This is a genomic window from Caulobacter sp. GW822-FHT07D08 (assembly GCF_058798735.1).
Genome location: NZ_JBXAKU010000001.1, coordinates 553,982 through 574,770, shown reverse-complemented (window position 1 = coordinate 574,770; position 20,789 = coordinate 553,982). Strand labels below are relative to the sequence as shown.

The window sequence follows — 20,789 nt, the reverse complement described above, 5'->3', positions numbered from 1 at the left end:
GCCGCTAAAGCGTCCCGGCGCAACCGCGCTCGCCTATTCGGCGGGATGCAGGACCGCCTCGGCCGGAACGCGAGCGGTGTTGTAGGTCGCCAGATCCAGGATCCCTTCGCGTTTTGCCACGATGGTCGGGACCAGCACCTGGCCGGCGACGTTCACGGCCGTGCGGCCCATGTCCAGGATCGGGTCGATGGCCAGCAGCAGGCCCACGCCCTCCAGGGGCAGGCCCAGGGTCGACAGGGTCAGGGTCAGCATCACCGTCGCGCCGGTCAGGCCCGCCGTGGCGGCCGAACCGATCACCGAGACGAAGACGATCAGGAAGTAGTCCGACCAGGCCAGGTGCACGCCGAAGAACTGAGCCACGAAGATCGCCGAGATCGCCGGATAGATGGCCGCGCAGCCGTCCATCTTGGTGGTCGCGCCGAACGGCACGGCGAAGGCGGCGTAGGCGCGTGGCACGCCCAGGCTGGTCTCGGTCACGGCCTCGGTCACCGGCAGGGCGCCGACCGACGAGCGCGAGACGAAGCCCAGCTGGATCGCCGGCCAGGCGCCCTGGAAGAACTTGATCGGGTTGAGGCCGTGCAAGGCCAGGATGGTCGGGTAGACCACCAGCAGCACCAAAGCCAGGCCGATATAGATCGCGCCGGTGAAGGCGCCGAGCTGGCCGAGCGTCGTCCAGCCGTACTGCGCGACCGCGTTGCCGAACAGGCCGACGGTGCCGATCGGCGTCAGGCGGATCACCCACCACAGCACCTTGCGCACGATCGCCAGGGCCGAGGCGTTGAACTTCAGGAAGGCCTCGCCCGCCTCGCCGACCTTCAGGGCCGCGATGCCCGCCACCAGCGAAATGACCACGATCTGCAGCACGTTGAACGACAGCGAGGTCGTCGCCGCGCCCGCGTCCGAAACCTTGGTCGAGGCGGCCAGGCCCAGGATGTTTCCGGGGACGAGGCCCGTGAGGAAGTCCAGCCACGAGCCTTGGGTCTTGGGCGCCTTGGCGGCCGCGGCCGCGACGCTGGTGTGCAAGCCAGGTTGAAGGATCAAACCGAGGGCGATGCCGATCAGAACGGCGATCAGGGCGGTGACCGCGAACCAGAACAGGGTCCGCCAGACCAGGCGCGCGGCGTTCTGCAGCTGGGCGATGTTGGCGATCGAGGCGACGATGGCGGTGAACACTAGCGGCGGCACCAGGGTGCGCAGCAGCTGGACGAAGATCGAGCCGACCTGGTGCAAGGTCTCGGCCAGGGCGTAGCCCGCCTGACCTTCGTCCGGTCCCAGGTTGCGGGCCAGCAGGCCCAGCCCCAGGCCCAGGGCCATGGCGACCAGGACCTGGACTCCGAACCCGTTGATGAAACGGCTGCTCTTCGGCTGGGCGACGGCCATGCGCGATCCTCGACAAACTTGAGGATGGAATGTCGTGCCGCGCGGTGGGATTTACGAGCGAGGTTTTCCGGTGGTCGCCCCCAGGAAAACTGAAACGGAGCCTGTGCCTAAAGACGCGGCAACCACAGTCCCATCATAGCGAGGAAGCCGCCCGCCGCCGTCGCCAGGGTGACCACCGCCATGCCGCCCGCCATGACCAGCTTGGCCCCTGCCCCGCCCCGGTCCCGCGCCAGCAGGTAGAGCTCGAGGATCGCCAGCGGCCCCAGTACGTGACCGAAGGCCAGGGCGATGTCGAACGGTCCGTCGAACGCCTTGGTGTGCCCCACCGGTCCCTGGTTGGCGGCGAACCACAGCATCATGCCCAGACGGTAGAAGAACACGCCCAGCATCAGCACGAACGCCCGCAGCGCCCAGCGTCGGTGGGCGTCGAACCGCCGACGGATCGCGAACCGCAGCGCCTGCCCGGCGCAAAGCATCAGCAGCACCGCGTTCAGCGTGTTGCCGATCGCCATATAGATCCCGGCCACCGCGCCCCGGGTGAAGGCGATGAACAGGCCCGACAGCGCGATGGCGAAGGCCACGGTGATGAACGCCCGCCCGTTCCAGCGGTGGAAACCCGGCGCCTTGGCCCGGATCGCGGGAACCAGCTGCAGCGCGCCGGCGAAGGTCACGAACACCGCCATCAGCAGGTGGACGCCCAGCGCCAGATTTCCGGCGGTGTCGCCGTGATTGTAGCCGTGCCCCGCCGGCAGCACCGCGTTCCAGCGCTCCCAATCTCCGGTGACGGCGCCCACGCCGTAGAGCCCGACGATATAGACCCCGAACGCCCACAGCCCCATGACCAGGGCGATGAACCACGCGGTCGCCGAGGCGCTCAGCGCCCGGTTAGCGATCTTCTCCATCTGTACCAACCCGCCAACGCATCCCTCGCTCGCAGGCTTAATGAGCGCGGCCGAGCCAAGCCATGACGCGAGGCGACACGAACTTGACCCAGACGATCACCCTGCTACCGCTCGCGTCATGGCCATCCGTTCTGAGGCAAGCATGGTTCAAGCGACGGTGTCGGGCGGGTTCTTCAGGGCCCTGCTGGCGTTCGCGGTATCGCTGGGCGCGGACCGCGCGGCGCTACTGGATCGAACCGGCGTGGCCGAGACCGACTTCGCGGACCAGGACGCCCGCATCCCGCTGGAGCGCTACAAGGCGCTCTACCGCGCCGGCCAGGAGATGACCGGCGAGCCGGCCCTGGCCCTGAAGTTTCCGGAAGCCACCCGCTTCGAGCAGATCTCGATCGTCGGCCTGATCTGCCAGGCGGCCGACACCATGGGCGGGGCCCTGAAGCAGCTGAACCGCTTTTCGCGCCTAGTGGTCGAGGTCGACGGCGTCTCGGACGGTCCGCGCTTCCAGCTGACGCCGCGCAATGGCGAGCTCTGGCTGGAGGACCGCTGCGCCGAGGACTTTCCGGAGCTGATCGAGGCCGCCCTGGCCCGCTTCACGTGCGAGATGACCCGGCACTATCCGGACTTCACCTTCGCCCTCGCCGTACACCTGACCCGCCCGCGCCCGGCCCACGCCGCCGAGTACGAGCGCGTGCTGCGCGCGCCCGTCACCTTCGGCGCGGCCTGGAACGCCCTGCGGATCGAGCCCTCGTGGCTGAACCTCGCGATCCACCGGCCCAACCGCTACGCCTTTGGCATGTTCAACGGCCACGCCGACGCGCTGCTGGCCAGCCTGGAAGAGTCCAAGACCACGCGCGGTCGGGTCGAGGCCCTGCTGATCCCGCTGCTGCACACCGGTGAACTGGCTATGGGCGCGGTCGCCACGGCCCTGGGCCTGTCGCGCCAGACCCTCTATCGCCGCCTGAAGGCCGAAGGCGTCAGCTTCGACCAGGTGCTGGACGACCTGCGCCGGCGGATGGCCGAGACCTATCTGGAAAAGCTGTCGGTCAACGAGACCGCCTATCTGGTCGGTTTCTCCGAAACCAGCGCCTTCTCGCGCGCCTTCAAGCGCTGGACCGGGGCCAGCCCGCGCGGCCGCAAACCGGGCTGAGGCGCCAACATGTTCCGGCCCGGCCCCGAGGACAAAAAAATCCCCGGGAGAACGAGCCTCCCGGGGTGCGCTTGCAGGTCTTCGGCTATCGGAGGGCTCGCGGCGCGGCCTAGTGGCCGCCAGCCACGCCCTCCTGGATCTCGTGGGTCGGGGCCTTCTTGGCGACCAGCGCGAACCACAGGACATAGACGTAGCAGGCCAGCGGGGCGATGAAGCCCATCGAGATCGAACCGGTCAGCTCCTCGATCTTGGCGAAGGCCAGCGGCAGGAAGGCGCCGCCAACGATGGCCATGCACAGCAGGCCCGAGGTCGCCGAGGTCGGCGCCGAGGACCGTTGCAGGGTCAGGGTGAAGATCGTCGGGAACATGATCGAGTTGAACAGGCCGATCAGCAGGGCCGCGAAGGCGGGGATCAGGCCGCTGGTCAGCGGGGCCGAGGCCAGTAACAGGTTGACCGCGCCGGTGTGAGCCGTGGGAGTCATGTCCTTGGTCAGGATGACGACCAGGCACAGCGCGATGGCGCCGACGGCCACGGCGGTCAGCAAGGCGTAGTCCTTGATCGTCTTCAGCATGGCCGAGCCGGCGAAGCGGCCGATCATGGCGAACACCATGTAGAAGGTCGTCAGCTTGCCGGCCTGCTCGGACGGAATGTCCAGAATGCGCGACTGCTCCAGGAACAGCAGCAGGTGAAGCGAGATCGCCACCTCGGCGCCGACATAGAGGAAGATGCCGATCGCGCCCAGGTTCGCCCACTTCGAGGTCAGGGCGGTGAACGGATTGACCAGTTGGCCGGTCTTCGGCGCGGCGTCGGTGATCTTCTGGCGGACCAGGAAGATCAGCAGGATGAACAGGGCAAGGCCCACGCCGATGGCGAGATAGACGTTCGAGACGAAGCCCAGGGCCTGCTCGCGCATGGCCTGGGTGATCACCACGCCCTTGGTGAAGATCTCGCCCTTGAGCAGGAAGTTGGCGCCGAACCACAGGCCGCAGGCCGCGCCCAGCGAGTTGAACGCTTGCGACAGGTTCAGACGGAACGAGGACTCTTCGGGCTTGCCCATCGACGCGATCAGCGGATTGGCCGCCACCTGCAGCAGGGTCACGCCCGAGGCCATCACGAAAAGGCCGACCAGAAAGACGCCGAAGGTGTGCAGCTTAGCCGCCGCGATGGCGATAAAACAGCCGGCGACGATGCCGCCCAGGCCGACCATGACCGACCTGGCGTAGCCAAGCTTGGACAGGAACGCCGCCGACGGTAGCGACATGATCCCGTAGGCGATAAAGAAGGCGAAGCCCGTCAGGCTGGCCTCGACAGGGCTCAGCGTGAAGACCGTCTTGAAGGTCTTCAGCAGCGGGTCCAGCAGGTTGGTGACCAGCGCCCAGATGAAGAACAGGCAGGTTACATAGACGACGGCGAGCTTGACGCCCCCGCCCTTGCCTACGTCCTTCGTCGTGGTCTTCGCGATCGCGGCGTCGGTCATCGGACGGCGCCCTCGAGGCTGTATTTCACCGCAATCACTGCACCACTCCCTAGGGACGTTATTCGTGGAATCCGTCTTTGCGCGGACGCGTCATTCACAGGAAGCGTGACAACGTTGTCAACCACGCGCGCGCTTTTTCGACGCCTGATAGCGCTACCACGGGAACGCCTACGCCTTTCGTGGCTTGATCCTGAGAACCGGGAGTTTCTCATGTCGGCGCTGATGGTTCTTCTGATGTCCAGCCTGTTCGTGCTGGCGGCGATGGTCGGCCTGGCCGACGCGCTGGTGCACCTCTTGGGCTGGACCATCGAGCGCCTCAAGGCGCCGCGCGAGCCCGCCGAGACTCAGTCGCCGGCGCAGGGAATCACGGCGTAGCGGCTGGCCTTCAGGGCGCGGAGCGCGCCCTGATCGACTTGTTCGCGGATGAACGGCGCCTTGGGCGTCCAGTCTTGCGCATTCAATTCGGCGGCCAACGGCGGGGCGTCGTCCCAGCGTGGCCAGAGGATCCAGGCGGGTGCGTCCGGCGCCGCGCAGAAAGCCCGGACCTGCGCCAGACTCGGTGGCGGCAGGCGGCGTTCCGGCGCCGTCAGCGGCCGAATGAAGTCCTCGCCCACCAAACCCAGCTTGGTCAGGCGGTCGGAACGGTCGCGGATTTCCAGGGCCATGGGTTTCGAGAACACCACGCCCGCGCCCTGCACGCGAGCGGACCAACTGGGTCGGCCCAGCAGCAACCAAGGCTCCATGTCGCCGACCAGCCACAGCACCGGCCCGGGCCGCGCAGAGGTCATGGCGACCAGCCCCGGATCTCTCCCCCGGTCACGCGCGCGGATGTAGCCGGAGCGATCGTCCCACAGCAGGATCGCCAGCAGACAGACCACCCCCACACCCGCGATGCGCGCCATGACCGGCGGCGTCGGTCGGCCTAGGGCCAACCAGACGCCGAGCGCCAGCGCGATCGCCAGGGCGGGCAAGTCGCTGAACCAGACGATGCCTTCGCTATAGCGCCCTGCTCGCGTCAGTTTGTCCGCCAGTCCCTCGCCAGCCAATCCAGCATAGCCGATCATAGCCACGGCCAGCAGGCCGAGCGCCAAGCCCATGCAAAGTCTCGGACGCGTAAAGCGCAGCTTGCCGCCCACGGCGACAAGCAACAGGCCCGCCGGCGCCGCGAGCAGGCTGAGCGCGCCGACATCGCGGAACAGCCAGGCCACGCCGATCAGGGACATGCCGAGCAGCCCCGCCGCCCCGCGTCGGGGCAGTTCGGCGACCAGCAGCGCCAGGCAGGCCAGAGCCAGCACGGCGACGGGTTGCAGGGTGCGCCAGCTCTGGATCTGCAGGAACAGGATCAGCGATAGTCGCTCGCCGAGGATGGCGGCGACGCCGACGCCGACGAGGCCGGCGATCAAGGCGCCCAGGACCAGGCGGCGCGGCGCGCCCTGGAGCAGAAGGCCCGCCGCCGCGACGGTGCAGGCCTGCACGGCCAGACGGCTCCAGGCTTCCACCGGCCAGAGCGAGGGGAACAGAATGGGGCTGCGGGTCTCGACCACCGCCCGCCAGGCCGGGTCCATGACGGTCACCAGGCGGTCGGCGACCGGCAGGTGCGCCAGGCCCGCCACGGCGACGACGGCGACTCCCACCAGCCCGGCCCACAGCCAGCGGCGGTCCTCGAAGCACAGGGCGACGCCAATCGCGGCGGCCGAGCACAGGCCCATGATCGGGTGAAACAGCATGCCGACGATGCAGAGGCCAAGGCCCAGCCAAGGTCGTCCGGACAGATAGGCGGCCATGCCGGCCAGGCCCGCCGCCTCGACCAGGCCGCGCGGCGTGGCGTAGGGCTCGCCGAAGCCGATGACGTTCAGAGGCCCGTAGAGAGACGGCAACGAGACCACGAAGACCAACGCCGCCCAGCGCAGCGCCGGCGACCGATCCGCCAGGAGCCGCTCGACCATCAAGACCGCCGCCGTGAACCACAGCGCCAGCGTCAGGGCCACGGTCGCCATCGTCGCGGCGGACGGACCCAGCAGTGCGATCAATCGCGCCAGCATCGGCGTGTAGAGGCTGAAGCCAAACTGCCCGTCATGGACGAACATCAGGTCGCGCCCGACCCCGCCCGGGTCCAGCTTGGCCAGGGCGTCGGCCACATAGAGGCGACCGTCGTGATAGATGCCGAGATAGGGACGGCTCAGCAGGAACAGGCCAAACGCGGCCAGCCACCCAAGCCAGCGGCTATCGGCGAACTTATCGAGGCGGCTCACGGCTGGACCGGGTCGGCGCCCCCGGGGCTTCTGGGGGCATTGAACAACAGCGCCCGGCGGACGGTGAAGTTGAACATGAAGACGATCCCGGCGGTCGGGATCTTGGCCACGCCCGGATGCAGGCTCAGGACCTCGACCCAAAGCGCCATCAGGCCCTGCGTCAGTATGAGGCCGGCCAGGCCCACGCCGGCGAAGCCGACGAACTCGCGCCGGCGGTCGGCGACCGGGCGGTGGCGGAACACCATCGAGACCGACAGCAGATAGGTCACGGCGATACCGCTGACGAAGCCCGTCGCCGAGGCCAGCAAATAGTTCACACCCAGCGTCGTCAGCGCCAGCAGCAGACCCCAGTCGAGCCCCAGGGCCAGGGCGCTGGCGAAGCCATAGAGCATCAGCTCCCGCAGCCCCTCGGGGAGACGCCGCCAGAGCCGCGGAGCCGGGGCCATGATCAGGCCGCGACCTTGGCCGGAACCAGGCGTTCGCTGCGCAGGGCCTCGCGGGCGCCGGAGACGCCGGCCTCGCCGTATTCGGCGTCCTCGTTGACCTCCCACACGTCGTGCAGGGTCTCGCCGGCGATGATGTTCTCGGCCGTCAGCAGGCCGGTCATCATGGCGTGGTCCTGGTTGTTGTACTTGTGCATGCCGTTGCGGCCCACGAGGTGCAGGCCCGGGAAGTGCATCTTCAGGTCCAGGCGGATCATCTTGATGTGCTCGGCATAGGCGTCGTCATAGACCGGATAGGCCTTGTGCTGGCGCACCACGCAGGCGTCGTAGACGTCCGCCGGGTCCATCAGGCCGATCTTGGCGATCTCGCGCTTGGCCTGGATGACGAGATCCTCGTCCGAGGTGGTCCACAGGCCATCGCCCTCGAAACAGAAATACTCGAGGCCCAGGCAGGTCGAGACGCCGTCCGGGATCATCTCGGGCGACCACGAGCGGAAGTTCTGCACGCGGCCGACCTTCACCGACGGATCGTGGATATAGATCCAGTTGTCCGGCAGCTCCTTCTGCGGCTTGCCGATCAGCACCACGGTCAGGAAGTCGCGGTACATCAGTTCGCCGGCGTGGAAGATGCTGATCGGGGTTGGGCTGACCGACTGCATCAGCTCGCGGATCGGGGCGGACGAGACGACGTCGTCGGCCGTGTAGATTTCCTTCTTGCCGTCGGCGCAGGAGACGCTGACGGTCCAGATCTTGGCCAGCTTGTCGTAGTGCAGGCCGTCGACCTTGCGGCCCATGCGGACCTGCCCGCCCAGGGCGGTGATCTTCTCGGCGCAGGCTTCCCACATCATGCCGGGACCCTTGCGGGGATAGCGGAAGCTCTCGATCAGGGTCTTGGGCGCGCCCTCGCCCGCCCTGGCCTTGACGCCCAGCGAGCGCTTGACGCCGTCGATGATCGCCGAGGCCAGGTCCAGCCCCTTGATGCGCTGGCTGGCCCAGTCGGCCGAGATCTCGTCGCAGCTCATGCCCCACACCTTCTCGGTGTAGGTCTTGAAGAAGATCGAGAACAGCTTCTCGCCGAACTGGTTGCGGACCCACTGGTGGAAGGTGGTCGGCGCGGCGATCGGGTTCAGCTTGGCCCAGCCGAACGAGGCCATGCACTTGGTCGCCGTCCAGACGCCCAGGTTCGCGAGCGCCTCGAAGGCCTTCAGCGGATAGGCGTAGAACTTCTCGCGGTAATAGATGCGCGACAGGCGCGGCCGGTCGATGAAGTCGTCGGGCAGGATCTCGTTCCAGAGGTCGACGATCTCCTTGCTCTTCGAGAAGAAGCGGTGGCCGCCGATGTCGAACTTGAAGCCCTTGTAGTCGACCGTCCGGCTGATGCCGCCGACATAGGTCGGGTCCATCTCCAGCACGGTCACGGCGCGGCCGGCCTTGGCCAGGGTGTAGGCGGTCGTCAGGCCGGCCGGGCCGGCGCCGATCACCAGGGTCTCCACGTGCTGGCCCATGCGGCCGCCTCCTATCCCGTTTCGAGACAAGATGCAGGCGGATGGTTAAGGCGGGGTCGCGAGGCTTGGTGAATCCCGATTAATCGTGAATCCAGGACGATCGGTCGCGGACGACGCGATCGGGGGTGACATGTGGAAAAGGTGGCGCTACGGTCGCTGTGATGACCCTCGCCGCCAGCCAACAGCTGTTTTGGTATTTTAGCTATCCGACGCCTCTGGCGCCGGGAGGGTTTCGTTCGGCCTGACATCAGGCCACCAAGGACACCTTCACCAGCCGCCAGGGATTCCCCGGGCGGCTTTTTTCATGGCCACCGGACCTCGCCAGATCTTCCGGAGTACGCCATGCCTTCCTCGACCGCCGCCCATCTCGTCTCGCTGCCCGTCCCCACCGACGACCTGCGTATCGAAAAGCTTCAGACGCTCAGCCCGCCCGCCCAGGTGATCGGCGAGGCGCCGGCCAGTTCCTCGGTCGCGGAGGTCGTCGGCGAGGCTCGCGCGGCGGTCCACGAGATCCTGCACGGCCGCGACGACCGCCTGGTGGTGGTGATCGGCCCCTGCTCGATCCACGATCCGAAGGCCGCCCTCGACTACGCCCATCGCCTGGCCGCCGAACGCGAGCGCCACGCCGGCGAGTTGGAAGTGATCATGCGGGTCTATTTCGAGAAGCCCCGCACCACGGTCGGCTGGAAGGGCCTGATCAACGATCCGGACCTGGACGGCGGCTTCCGGATCAACGAGGGCCTGCGCCTGGCGCGCCGGGTGCTGCTGGACGTCAGCGCCCAGGGCCTGCCGACGGCCTGCGAGTTCCTGGACGTCACCACCCCGCAGTACATCGCCGACCTGGTGGCCTGGGGCGCGATCGGCGCGCGCACGACGGAAAGCCAGATCCACCGCGAGATGGCCTCGGGCCTATCCTGCCCGGTCGGCTTCAAGAACGGCACCAATGGCGACGTCAAGGTCGCGGTCGACGCGGTCACCGCCGCCTCGCAGCCGCACCATTTCCTGGCCGTGACCAAGGAGGGCCGCGCGGCCATCGCCACCACCACCGGCAACGGCGACTGTCACGTCGTGCTGCGCGGCGGCAAGACGCCCAACTACGACGCCGCCAGCGTGGCCGCCGCCGCGCAAGCCGTGGCCAAGGCGGGCATGCCGGCCCGGATCATGGTCGACGTCAGCCACGCCAACAGCGGCAAGAACCACGAGAACCAGCCGGCCGTGGTCGCCGAAGTCTGCGCTCAGGTGGCGACCGGGACTTCGCCGATCATGGGGGTGATGATCGAGAGCAACCTCGTCGCGGGCCGCCAGGACATCGTTCCCGGCCAGCCCCTGACCTACGGCCAGTCGGTCACCGACGCCTGCGTCGACTGGGACACCTCGGTGCGCCTGCTCGACCAGTTGGCGGCGGCGGTTCGGGCCGGTCGCGAGGCGCGCAAGGCCTAAAGACCCAAAGCGCGAATGGCGGGATTAAGTCGACATCCCGCCGTTCGCGCATCCTTCTGCCGACGAGACGCGTTGTGAAGCCCGAGGGACCTTCACCAAGGCGAAGATCACATGACGCGTCTCATTATCGTCGGCCTGGCCATCGGCGCCATCGCCCTTCCCGCGACGCTGGCGCCCACGGACGCCGACGCCGCCACCTGCCGCAGCCGCAAGGCCACCGGAACCGTCATCGGCGGCCTGGGCGGGGCCCTGGTCGGCAACGCCGTCTCCAAGGGCGGCGGCGGTCTGCTGATCGGCGGCGTCGGCGGCGCCCTGGTCGGCCGCGAAATCGGCAAGAGCGGCTGCCGCACCCGCACGGCCTATTACAGCTCCGGCTCCAGCTATCGCGCCGCCTCGGCGGCGCCAGCGCGGCCCGCGCCCGTCCGTCAGGTCTATTACGACCACATGGGCAACCCGGTCGCGACCGGCGAAGTCCGCAACGGGACCTTCCAGCAGGTCTCGGCCACCGCGCCGACCGGCGGGACCTGCCGCAACGCGACGATCTCCTACTACGACGAGCGCGGCCGCCTGGCCCAGCGCCCGGTCCAGATCTGCCCCCGCTAGAAACACACGGAAATCAAAAAGATGATCCGCAAGCCCGTGATGGCCGCCGTGGCCCTCGCCACCCTCGCCCTGGCCGCCTGCGAAAACGGGCATGAGGCCATGTCCAACCCGAAGATCTGCGCCGACTTCCGAAACAACGCCGGTCCCGGCGCCACGGCGGCCTCGGACCCGTCGACGCCGGTCGACGAGTGCGCCCGCCGCTGGGCCTACAGCCTGGCCGGCTCCAGGGACGGCGCCGAGATCGTTGCCGAAGCGGTCGTGGCCGCCTGCGCCCCGGTGCTCAGCCGCTGGAACCAGGCCTCGCTGGGCCAGACCGGCAATACTGGCGAGCAGGCCCTGAGCCTGACCACCGGCCAGCCCACCAACCCGCTGGCCGAGCACAGCAGCTTCGCCCAGGGCCGCGCGCTGTTCTACGTGGTCCAGGCCCGCGCCGGCCGCTGCAAGCCGCCACCGGTCACCAACGGCGTGCCGGCAGGTCTCTAGAACTGGCGTTTTCCCTGTGGCAGGGTCGGAGCCGGACACCGCTCCACATCGGGCACGCGCACCGCCGCCCCTGCCCTTTCCACAGGGAACCCGCGAGCGATGACCTCATCGAACTCGAACATCCGGTTCGGCCGTCTGGCCGCATCCGCCTTCACGCGCGACATCCAGGCCGCCCATGCCTTCTATCGCGACGTCCTGGGCTTTACGAAAACCTTCGAAAACGGCGATCCCGTCGGCTTCATGATCCTGGAGAAGGGCGGCGCCGAGCTGCATCTCAGCTTGGTCCGGAACCACAAGCCCTCGACCGCCAATGTCGCCCACCTGATGGTCGACGATGTCGACGCCCTGCATCAGGTCTTGGTCGCGGCCGGCGTGCGGATCATCAAGTCGCTGGCGGACAAGGACTACGGCCTCAGGGCCTTCGTCTTCGCCGACCCTGACGGCAACCGCATCGACGTCGGCCAGCCGCTCGAGGCGGGCGCAGAGGCCCCACGCTTCGAGAACCTTGACCTGTCGAGCGCCGCCTTCGCGAACTGCCGCCTGGCCAGCGCGACATTCACGGATGTCGATTTGTCAAAGACCAGCCTCAACAATGTCAATCTCAGCGGCGTCACGATCGACGACGCCAGGATCGACGGGCTGACCATTTTCGGCATGGACATCCAGGCGCTGATCCACGCGGAACTGGCCCGCCGGCGCGAAGGCTAGCCTAGCGACGCGCGCTCCCACTCCAGGAACTCCGGCGTCGCCAGCAGGCGCTCGGCGTAGGCTTGCGCCGTTCCGGTGTCGCCGTAGTCCGCGGGCTTGATCCCGTAGGTGCGGAAGCGCGTCGCCACCGGCGCGTAGAAGGCGTCGGCGATCGACCAGTCGCCGAGCAGGAACGGCCCGCCGGACTTCGCCAGCAACTGGTTCCAGCGCTCGACGATCGTGCGGACGTTCTTCCGCGCGGCCTCGGAGATGTCGAGCACGTGGGGCGCCTCCTCCAGCGCCATCGGGCATTCGCCGCGCAGGGCCTGGAAGCCGCCATGCATCTCGGCCGCCGCCGAGCGGGCCAACGCACGCAGAACCGTATCGGCCGGCCACAGCTTGGCGTCGGGATAGGTCTCGGCCAGGTATTCGCAGATGGCCAGCGAGTCCCAGATGGTCAGGTCGCCGACCTTCAATACCGGCACCTGCCGGCTGGGCGAGTGCGCCGCGATGGCCGCGTCGCTGGCCGCGCCCTGACGCAGCTGGATCTCGATCTCCCGGAACGGCGCGCCGGTGCGCTTCAGCGCCAGCCACGGCCGCAACGACCAGCTGGACCACTTCTTGGTGCCGATCACGAGTTCCATGGCGCGCGCTCCCTGATGCGATTGCCGCCCGGCTTACCCTGCGTCTAAGGTGGCCTCAACGATTAGAACAACTGTTCGAGGAAGAGCGCTCATGGCGGAAGCAGCCACGCCGTCACCGGTCATCAATCCCGTTTCGTCGGGTTATCGCCGATACGCCCTGTGGGTGCTGCTGATCATCTACACCCTGAATTTCCTGGATCGGCAGGTGGTCAACATCCTGGCCGAGCCGATCAAGCGCGACCTTGGCCTGGCCGACTGGCAACTGGGCATGATGACGGGCCTGGCCTTCGCGATCTTCTACACCGTGCTGGGCATCCCGATCGCTCGCCTGGCCGAGACCAAGAACCGGCCCTTCATCATTGGCGCCTCGGTGGCCGCGTGGAGCGCGTTCACCGTGCTGTGCGGCTTCACCCAGAACTTCTGGCAGCTGATCCTGGCGCGGATCGGCGTCGGGGTCGGCGAGGCCGGCTGCACGCCGCCCGCCCACTCGCTGATCACCGACTACGTGCCGCGCGAGAAGCGGGCCAGCGCCATCGCCTTCTATTCGATCGGCACGCCCCTGGGCACCCTTGCCGGCATGGCCATGGGCGGCCTGGTCGCTGACGCCTATGGCTGGCGCGCGGCCTTCATGGTGGCCGGCGCGCCGGGCGTGATCTTCGCCCTGGTCGCGGCCTTCACCCTGGTGGAGCCGCGCCGCCAGTTGGCCGCCGACATCGCCGCCCGCGCGAGCTCGCAGATCAGCTTCGCCGCCGCCATTGCGGTGCTGGCGACCAAGAAGACCTTCTGGCTGGTGGCCCTGGCCGCCTCGATCAAGGCTTTCATCGGTTATGGTTACGCGCCCTTCATCGCCTCGTTCTTCTTTCGCAACCATGGACCCGAGATCGCCCAGTTGGCCGCCGGCTTTGGCCTGAAGTCCGCCGGCTTCCTGGGCCTGGCGCTGGGCCTGATCGGCGGCACCGCCGGCGTGGTCGGGGCCTGGCTGGGCGGCGTCCTGGCCGACCGCCTGGGGGCCCGTGACCTGCGGGCCTATGTCATGGTGCCGGCCATAGCGTCGCTGGTGACCATTCCCATCTTCATCACCGCCGTCAGCCTGGACGCGCCGATGCACGCGATCGGCTTTCTATCGATCAACGCCCTGCTGGCCACCCTGTGGTACGGCCCAGTCTACGCCACGGCTCAGAGCATCGTCGAACCCCACATGCGGGCCACCGCCTCCGCAGTACTGCTGCTGATCATCAACCTGATCGGCCTGGGCCTGGGGCCGGTGGCCGTCGGCCTCCTGAGCGACGTGCTGGCCGGTCAGATGGGCCTGGGCGAGGCGCAGGGCGTCCGCTGGGCGCTGATCGTCTCCGCCACGCTGGGCCTGGCCGCCTTCGGCCTGTTCTGGGCCGCCCGCAACAGCATCCGCGAGGAGATGGTCGCCTGATTCCCAGAGCGCCAAGGGCCCGGAATTTAGCCTCTGGCGCTTTGGCTTCCGCTCCGTCACAGTCCCCTCAACAATTAGAACAAATGTTTGAAGGGAGAGAGTCAGTATGGCCGACGCGCGTGCGTCCGGCGGCGAACGGCCGCTTTATTCGAATGGCTACAAGGCGACGGTGCTGGGGCTGCTGCTGGCCACCTACACCTTCAACTTCATCGACCGGACGATCATCGCCACCATCGGTCAGGCCATCAAGGTCGACCTGAAGCTGACCGACACCCAGCTGGGCTTGCTGGGCGGCCTCTACTTCGCCCTGCTCTACACCCTGCTCGGCATCCCGATCGCGCGCCTGGCCGAGCGCTGGAACCGCGTGACCATCATCTCGCTGTCGCTGGTCGTCTGGTCGGGCTTCACCGCCCTGTGCGGCGCGGCGACGAGCTTCGCCCAGCTGGCCCTGTTCCGCTTCGGCGTCGGCGTCGGCGAGGCCGGCTGCTCGCCGCCCAGCCACTCGCTGATCAGCGATTATTACGAGCCCAAGAAGCGCGCCTCGGCCCTGTCGATCTATTCGTTCGGCATCCCGCTGGGCACCATGTTCGGCGCGGTGGCCGGCGGCTGGCTGGCCCAGGAGTTCAGCTGGCGCGTGGCGTTCGTCATTGTCGGCCTGCCCGGCGTGATCCTGGCCCTGATCGTCAAGCTGGTGATCAAGGAGCCGCCGCGCGGCCATTCCGAGATCGTCGAGCGCCCGATCGAACCCGAGAACCTTGTGGTCGAGCCCGCGCCCAAGCCGGCCTTCTCGATGGCCAACGAGTTCGCCGAGCTGTGGGCGGTCTTCAAGATCCTGTTCTTCAAGTGGCCGGTCCTGCACATGGTGCTGGGCGTGACCATCGCCTCTTTCGGCTCGTACGGCTCGGGCGCCTTCGTGCCGTCCTACTTCGTGCGGGCCTTCGGCCTGGGCCTGGCGCAGGTGGGCCTGATCACCGGCCTGATCGGCGGCTTCTCGGCCGGCGTCGGCACCCTCGTCGGCGGTTTCCTCAGCGACTGGGCCGGCAAGCGCAGCGTCAAGTGGTACGCCTGGGTCCCGGCCATCGGCCTGATCATCTGCACGCCGATCTACATCCTCGCCTATCTGCAGAGCGACTGGCAGGCGACGGCGATGATCCTGCTGATCCCCGGCATCTTCCACTATGTCTACCTGGCCCCGACCTTCGCCGTGGTCCAGAACTCGGTGGAGCCGCGCCGCCGGGCCACGGCCACGGCCCTGCTGTTCTTCTTCCTGAACCTGATCGCCCTGGGCGGCGGGCCGGTCTTCACCGGCTGGCTGATCGACCATCTGGCCCAGTACCACTTCAACACCCCCGACGCGGCCGGCGTGGTCCACAGCCTGCTGGGCTCGTTTGGCGTCGAAGGCGGCCAGAGCTTCGCGGCGACCTGTCCCGGCGGCATCGCGCCCAAGGGCTCGGCGCCCGAGCTGGCGGCGCAGTGCCGCTCGACCCTGGCCCTGTCCAGCCAGCAGGGCATCATCATCTCGCTGTGCTTCTACGCCTGGGCCGGCGTGCACTACGCCCTGGCCGCCATCGGCATGGTCAAGCACATGAAGTCTCGCGAAGCGGCGTAAGTAATAAGCCTCTTCCCTTGACTCCCGGGGCGGGCGGGCCGAAACGCCCGCCCATGATCAGCCGCTACGCCCGCCCCGAAGCCGCCGCCATCTGGTCCAGCCAGACCAAGTACAAGATCTGGTTCGAGATCGAGGCCCACGCCGCCGACGCCATGGCCGAGATCGGGACCATCCCGAAGCTCGCCGCCGAGACGATCTGGGAAAAGGGCCGCGACGCGGTCTGGGACAGCGACCGCATCGACGAGATCGAGCGCGTCACCAAGCACGACGTCATCGCCTTCCTGACCCACGTGTCGGAGATCGTCGGTCCGGAAGCCCGCTTCCTGCACCAGGGCATGACCAGCTCGGACGTGCTGGACACGTGCTTCGCCGTGCAGCTCAGCAAGGCCACCGACCTGCTGCTGGAAGACGTCGACCTCGTCCTGGCCGCCCTGAAGCGCCGCGCGCTCGAGCACAAGATGACCGTCTGCGTCGGCCGCAGCCACGGCATCCACGCCGAGCCGATCACCTTCGGCCTCAAGCTGGCCGGCTACTACGCCGAGTTCCAGCGCGCCAAGGAGCGCCTGGCCATGGCCAAGTTCGAGATCGCCACCTGCGCGATCTCGGGCGCTGTCGGCACCTTCGCCAATGTCGACCCGCGCGTCGAGCAGCACGTGGCCGACAAGATGGGCCTGGCGGTCGAGCCGGTCTCGACCCAGGTGATCCCGCGCGACCGCCACGCCGCCTATTTCGCGGCCCTGGGCGTCGTGGCCTCGTCGGTCGAGCGTCTGGCCACCGAGATCCGCCACCTGCAGCGCACCGAGGTTCTGGAAGCCGAGGAGCCGTTCGATCCGGGCCAGAAGGGCTCGTCGGCCATGCCGCACAAGCGCAACCCGATCCTGACCGAGAACCTCACGGGTCTGGCCCGCCTCGTCCGCTCGGCCGTGGTCCCGGCCATGGAGAACGTCGCCCTCTGGCACGAGCGCGACATCAGCCACTCGTCGGTCGAGCGCGGCATCGGCCCCGACGCCACCATCCACCTCGACTTCGCCCTGCGCCGCCTGGCCGGCGTCATCGAGCGCTTCAATATCTATCCCGACAACATGGCCAAGAACCTGGACAAGCTGGGCGGCCTGGTCTTCTCGCAGCGCGTCATGCTGGCCCTGACCCAGGAAGGCGTCTCTCGCGAGGACGCCTATGCCGCCGTGCAGGGCAACGCCATGAAGGTCTGGCGCGGCGAAGGCCGCTTCATCGACTTCCTGAAGGCCGATCCGGTGGTGTCCAAGGCCCTGTCGGACACCGTGCTCGAGGAGCTGTTCGACTACGGCTATCACACCAAGAACGTCGACGTGATCTTCAAGCGCGTCTTCGGCGAGCAGGCCTGAGCATGAGCGAACCGCCGGTTCTTCGCCTCAATCCGGCGCTGGATCCGGCGGTCTTCGCGCAGGCCTACGCGCGCGACGGCCTGGTGCGTATTCCCGAAGCGTTCGAGCCGGGGGTCGTGGACCGGCTGGCCGGCATTCTCGAACAGACCATCGATTGGGACATCATCTGCTCGAATGAACGCGGCGGAGCCGAGGTCATCACCCGCGCCCGCCGGGCCGAGCTGGGCGACCCGGTGGTGGCCGACAAGCTGCGGGCGGCGACGGTCCGCGCCCGCACCGGCTTCGCCTATGTCTATCTCGGCTATCCGATGATCAACGCCTATGTCGAAGGCCGCGACCCGGGTCATCCGATCCACGCCTTGACCGTGTTCCTGAACAGTCCCGAGTTCATCGCCTTCGGCGCCGCCGTCACCGGCGAGAGCGGGATCACCAAGATCGACGGCCAGGCGACCTGCTATCGCCCTGGCGACTTTCTGACCCAGCACGACGACACCGGCGTCGGCGAGCGCCTGGCCGCCTACACCCTGGGCCTGACCCGCGAGTGGCGGCCGGACTGGGGCGGTCAACTCTTGTTCCACGACGACAACGGCGACGTGGCGCGCGGCTTCGCGCCCGCCTTCAATGTCCTGACCCTGTTCAAGGTGCCCCAGCGGCACTCCGTCGCGCCGGTCGCGCCCTATGCCGGCGCCCCGCGTCTGACCGTCACCGGCTGGCTGCGCAACGATCCGCCCAATGGCGCCGGCGCCACCATTGGCGGCTAAGCGCGGCTTCCCGCCGGTCGTCGACGCGAACACCCGCGTGCTGGTGCTGGGCAGCCTGCCGGGCGAGGCCTCGCTGGCGGTCAGCCAGTACTATGGCAATCCCAGGAACGCCTTCTGGCGGCTGATGGAGGGCGTGATCGACGCGCCGCTTGCGCCGCTGGCCTACGAGGCGCGGCTGGCGACGCTGCTCGGGCACGGCGTCGGCCTATGGGACGTGATCGCCGAGGCCAAGCGCGAGGGCAGTCTGGACGCGGCCATTCGCGATCCGGCGGCCAACGACCTCTTGAAGCTGATCGAGACGTTGCCGGCGCTGCGGTGCGTCGCCTTCAACGGCGGCACGGCGGCGAAGCTCGGCGCGCGGCTGATCGGCGAGCGGGCGCCGACGATCGCCCTGCCCTCGTCCAGCCCCGCCCACGCGGCGCGGAGCTTCGGCGAGAAGGCGGACGCCTGGGCCCGCCTCAAGACTTTTCTCGTCTCCTAGTCCCGGTCCGGGCGAGCCGGCCGCGACATTACGGGAAATTCATCTGCACGGCGGCCGCGCTTAGGGCAGCATCCGCGGCTCAGAGGGGTATTGGAATCCTACACATGCGCATCTTCCTGCTGGCCGCCGTTTCCGCGGTCGCGATTTCCGGCTCGGCCTTCGCCGCCGACAAGCCGATGTACGGGACCTGGGGCGTCGACCTGACGTCGCGCGACCTGACGGTCAAACCGGGCGACGACTTCAACAAGTTCGCCAACGGGGCGTGGGAGAAGCGCACCACCATCCCGGCCGACCAGGCCTCGGCCGGCGTCGGCTACGACGTCTACAACCGCTCGCAGGACCAGCTGCGCACCCTGATCGAGACGGCCGACGCCTCGACCCCGATCGGCGCGCTCTACAAGAGCTTCGTCGACGAGGCCAAGGTCGAGCAGATCGACGACGCGCCGCTCAAGGTCGACCTGGCCGCCATCCAGGCGATCACGTCCAAGGCCGAACTGGCCAAGGCCATGGGTCGCGCCCACGGCGGCTTCGGCCCCGACCTGTTCTCGCTGGACATCTTCGCCGACGCCAAGACGCCCGAGATCAACACGCTCTATATCGGCCAGTCGGGCCTGGGCCTGCCGGACCGCGACTATTACCTGACCGACGGCTTCAAGCCGCAGCTCGAGGCCTACAGGGCCTTCGCCGAGCGGGCGCTGAAGATGGCGGGCTATTCCGATCCCGCCAAGGCCGCCGCCGACGTGGTCGCCTTCGAGACCGCCGTCGCCAAGGTGAGCTGGCCGGTCGCCGACCGCCGCGACATCGACAAGGTCTACAACCCCGTCTCCCTCACCGAACTGCAGGCCTATGCCCCCGAGATTCCGTGGGCGGACTATCTGGCCGCCGCGGGCGTCACCGGCCGCGACCAAGTGGTGCTGGGTGAGAAGACCGCCGTCCGCGACATCGCCAAGCTGTTCGCCGCCACGCCGCTGGAAACCCTGAAGGCCTGGCAGACCGTGCAGGGCGTCCAGGAGATGTCGCCCTATCTGTCCAAGCGCTTCGTCGACAGCCGCTTCGAATATGTGAAGGTGCTGAGCGGCCAGACCCAGCTGCGCCCCCGCTGGAAGCGCGGCGTGCAGCTGGTCGACGGCAGCCTCGGCGAAGTGGTCGGCCAGACCTATGTCGCCAAGTACTTCCCACCTTCGTCCAAGGCCCAGATGGTCGACCTGATCGCCAATCTGAAGGTCGCCATGGCCGAGCGGATCCAGAAGGCCCCTTGGATGGCTCCGGACACCAAGCAGGCGGCGCTGACCAAGCTGTCGAAGATGACGGTGATGGTCGGCTATCCCGACAAGTGGCGCGACTATTCGGCCCTGAAGCTGGACGCCAACGATCTCTACGGCAATGTCCGCCGCAGCGGCGCCTTCGAGTGGGCCTACGCTCTGAGCGACCTGGGCAAGCCCGTCGACCACGCCAAGTGGGGCATGACCCCGCAGACGGTGAACGCCTACAATGGCGGCCTGGAGAACAAGATCGTGTTCCCGGCCGGCATCCTGCAGGCGCCCTATTTCGATCCGGCCGCCGACCCGGCCGTGAACTACGGCGCGATCGGCGCGGTGATCGGCCACGAGATCAGCCACGGCTTCGACGACCAGGGCCGCAAGATCGACGAAACCGGCAAGCTGCGCGACTGGTGGACGGCCGAGGACGCCAAGCGCTTCGACAGCCAGGCCGCGGTGCTGGGCGCGCAATATGACGCCTACGAGCCGGTGCCCGGAATGCGCATCAACGGCCAGCTGACCATGGGCGAGAACATCGCCGACCTGGCCGGCCTGCAGGTGGCCTATGACGCCTATCACGCCTCGCTGAAGGGCAAGCCCGCCCCAGTCGTGGCCGGCATGACCGGCGACCAGCGCTTCTTCCTGGCCTTCGCCCAGGCCTGGCAGGACAAGTCGCGCCCCGATTCGCTGAAGCAGCAGATGGCCTCCGACCCGCATTCGCCGTCGAACTTCCGGGTCATCGGCCCGACGCGCAATGTCGACGCCTGGTACGCGGCCTTCGGCGTCAAGCCGGGCGACAAGTTCTACCTGCCGCCGGAAAAGCGCTCGCGCATCTGGTAGCCGCGGAACTGACCAACCGAAAAGCATGGGCGGGGGCGTCGCATCGGCGCCCCCGCTTCGCGTTTGCGGCTCCGCGCTTCTCGGGGCAC

At 68.1% G+C, this 20,789-nt stretch carries 20 protein-coding genes; 13 read left to right on the top strand and 7 right to left on the bottom strand.

The annotated features are described in order from the left end of the window. Positions 1-33: 33 nt before the first annotated feature. Entirely contained in the window at positions 34-1,380 is a 1,347-nt protein-coding gene (locus AC1RJ9_RS02600) for a dicarboxylate/amino acid:cation symporter (RefSeq protein WP_492834982.1), read from the bottom strand. A 107-nt stretch (positions 1,381-1,487) separates the two neighbouring features. Next, a complete protein-coding gene (locus AC1RJ9_RS02595; protein WP_492834984.1) occupies positions 1,488-2,282 on the bottom strand; it encodes a DUF2306 domain-containing protein in 795 nt (264 codons plus the stop codon). Between the two features lie 142 nt (positions 2,283-2,424). Here AC1RJ9_RS02595 and AC1RJ9_RS02590 point away from each other — a divergent pair, with 142 nt between their 5' ends. After that, a complete protein-coding gene (locus AC1RJ9_RS02590; RefSeq protein WP_492834986.1) occupies positions 2,425-3,426 on the top strand; it encodes an AraC family transcriptional regulator in 1,002 nt (333 codons plus the stop codon). A 109-nt stretch (positions 3,427-3,535) separates the two neighbouring features. Here AC1RJ9_RS02590 and AC1RJ9_RS02585 read toward each other — a convergent pair whose 3' ends face one another. Further along, positions 3,536-4,903: a sugar MFS transporter gene (locus AC1RJ9_RS02585; RefSeq protein WP_492834988.1), complete on the bottom strand. Its 1,368-nt coding sequence runs from the start codon at positions 4,901-4,903 to the stop codon at positions 3,536-3,538. Between the two features lie 210 nt (positions 4,904-5,113). Here AC1RJ9_RS02585 and AC1RJ9_RS02580 point away from each other — a divergent pair, with 210 nt between their 5' ends. Further along, positions 5,114-5,278 (top strand): hypothetical protein, encoded by a 165-nt coding sequence (locus AC1RJ9_RS02580; protein ID WP_492834990.1) that lies wholly within the window; start codon positions 5,114-5,116, stop codon positions 5,276-5,278. Here AC1RJ9_RS02580 and AC1RJ9_RS02575 read toward each other — a convergent pair. Genes AC1RJ9_RS02575 through AC1RJ9_RS02565 form a run of 3 tightly spaced genes read right to left on the bottom strand, consistent with a single transcriptional unit; the run spans position 5,248 to position 9,103 of the window. Next, a complete protein-coding gene (locus AC1RJ9_RS02575) occupies positions 5,248-7,155 on the bottom strand; it encodes a hypothetical protein (protein ID WP_492834992.1) in 1,908 nt (635 codons plus the stop codon). The two genes, AC1RJ9_RS02580 and AC1RJ9_RS02575, sit on opposite strands and share 31 nt — an antisense overlap. Then, positions 7,152-7,601, bottom strand: a complete 450-nt coding sequence (locus AC1RJ9_RS02570) for a GtrA family protein (protein WP_492834994.1) — start codon at positions 7,599-7,601, stop codon at positions 7,152-7,154. Before AC1RJ9_RS02570 ends, AC1RJ9_RS02575 begins: the two co-directional genes overlap by 4 nt. A 2-nt stretch (positions 7,602-7,603) precedes the next feature. Further along, positions 7,604-9,103 (bottom strand): NAD(P)/FAD-dependent oxidoreductase, encoded by a 1,500-nt coding sequence (locus AC1RJ9_RS02565; protein WP_492834996.1) that lies wholly within the window; start codon positions 9,101-9,103, stop codon positions 7,604-7,606. Positions 9,104-9,264: 161 nt separating this feature from the next. On the opposite strand from AC1RJ9_RS02565, the gene AC1RJ9_RS02560 reads away from it, so the two are divergent. From AC1RJ9_RS02560 to AC1RJ9_RS02540, 5 genes are all read left to right on the top strand, one after another. Next, entirely contained in the window at positions 9,265-9,348 is an 84-nt protein-coding gene (locus AC1RJ9_RS02560) for a hypothetical protein (RefSeq protein WP_125156646.1), read from the top strand. 97 nt (positions 9,349-9,445) lie between these two features. After that, complete coding sequence (locus tag AC1RJ9_RS02555) at positions 9,446-10,543, top strand: 3-deoxy-7-phosphoheptulonate synthase (RefSeq protein WP_492834998.1); 1,098 nt, start codon at positions 9,446-9,448, stop codon at positions 10,541-10,543. Positions 10,544-10,654: 111 nt separating this feature from the next. After that, on the top strand, positions 10,655-11,146 hold the full coding sequence (locus AC1RJ9_RS02550) for a hypothetical protein (RefSeq protein ID WP_492835000.1): 492 nt from the start codon (positions 10,655-10,657) through the stop codon (positions 11,144-11,146). Positions 11,147-11,167: 21 nt separating this feature from the next. After that, a complete protein-coding gene (locus AC1RJ9_RS02545) occupies positions 11,168-11,629 on the top strand; it encodes a hypothetical protein (RefSeq protein WP_492835002.1) in 462 nt (153 codons plus the stop codon). 99 nt (positions 11,630-11,728) lie between these two features. Continuing rightward, positions 11,729-12,337 (top strand): glyoxalase superfamily protein, encoded by a 609-nt coding sequence (locus AC1RJ9_RS02540; protein WP_492835003.1) that lies wholly within the window; start codon positions 11,729-11,731, stop codon positions 12,335-12,337. Here the strand turns inward: AC1RJ9_RS02540 and AC1RJ9_RS02535 are convergent. Continuing rightward, positions 12,334-12,960: a glutathione S-transferase family protein gene (locus AC1RJ9_RS02535; RefSeq protein ID WP_492835005.1), complete on the bottom strand. Its 627-nt coding sequence runs from the start codon at positions 12,958-12,960 to the stop codon at positions 12,334-12,336. The genes AC1RJ9_RS02540 and AC1RJ9_RS02535 overlap by 4 nt on opposite strands. A 91-nt stretch (positions 12,961-13,051) precedes the next feature. Here AC1RJ9_RS02535 and AC1RJ9_RS02530 point away from each other — a divergent pair, with 91 nt between their 5' ends. The 6 genes from AC1RJ9_RS02530 to AC1RJ9_RS02505 all read left to right on the top strand — a co-directional run bounded on the left by AC1RJ9_RS02530 (position 13,052) and on the right by AC1RJ9_RS02505 (position 20,700). Then, on the top strand, positions 13,052-14,386 hold the full coding sequence (locus tag AC1RJ9_RS02530; RefSeq protein WP_492835007.1) for a spinster family MFS transporter: 1,335 nt from the start codon (positions 13,052-13,054) through the stop codon (positions 14,384-14,386). Between the two features lie 106 nt (positions 14,387-14,492). Beyond that, positions 14,493-15,995 (top strand): spinster family MFS transporter, encoded by a 1,503-nt coding sequence (locus AC1RJ9_RS02525; protein WP_492835009.1) that lies wholly within the window; start codon positions 14,493-14,495, stop codon positions 15,993-15,995. 53 nt (positions 15,996-16,048) lie between these two features. Beyond that, positions 16,049-17,359 carry an adenylosuccinate lyase gene (gene purB / locus AC1RJ9_RS02520; protein ID WP_492835011.1) on the top strand — a complete coding sequence of 437 codons (1,311 nt, stop codon included), beginning with the start codon at positions 16,049-16,051 and terminating at the stop codon, positions 17,357-17,359. Positions 17,360-17,361: 2 nt separating this feature from the next. Beyond that, positions 17,362-18,120 carry a 2OG-Fe(II) oxygenase family protein gene (locus AC1RJ9_RS02515; RefSeq protein WP_492835013.1) on the top strand — a complete coding sequence of 253 codons (759 nt, stop codon included), beginning with the start codon at positions 17,362-17,364 and terminating at the stop codon, positions 18,118-18,120. Further along, a complete protein-coding gene (locus AC1RJ9_RS02510) occupies positions 18,092-18,601 on the top strand; it encodes a DNA-deoxyinosine glycosylase (RefSeq protein ID WP_492881543.1) in 510 nt (169 codons plus the stop codon). Before AC1RJ9_RS02515 ends, AC1RJ9_RS02510 begins: the two co-directional genes overlap by 29 nt. 104 nt (positions 18,602-18,705) lie before the next feature. Further along, the gene (locus AC1RJ9_RS02505) at positions 18,706-20,700 is read left to right on the top strand and encodes a M13 family metallopeptidase (protein ID WP_492835017.1); all 1,995 of its coding nucleotides are present in this window, start codon (positions 18,706-18,708) and stop codon (positions 20,698-20,700) included. Positions 20,701-20,789: the final 89 nt, after the last annotated feature.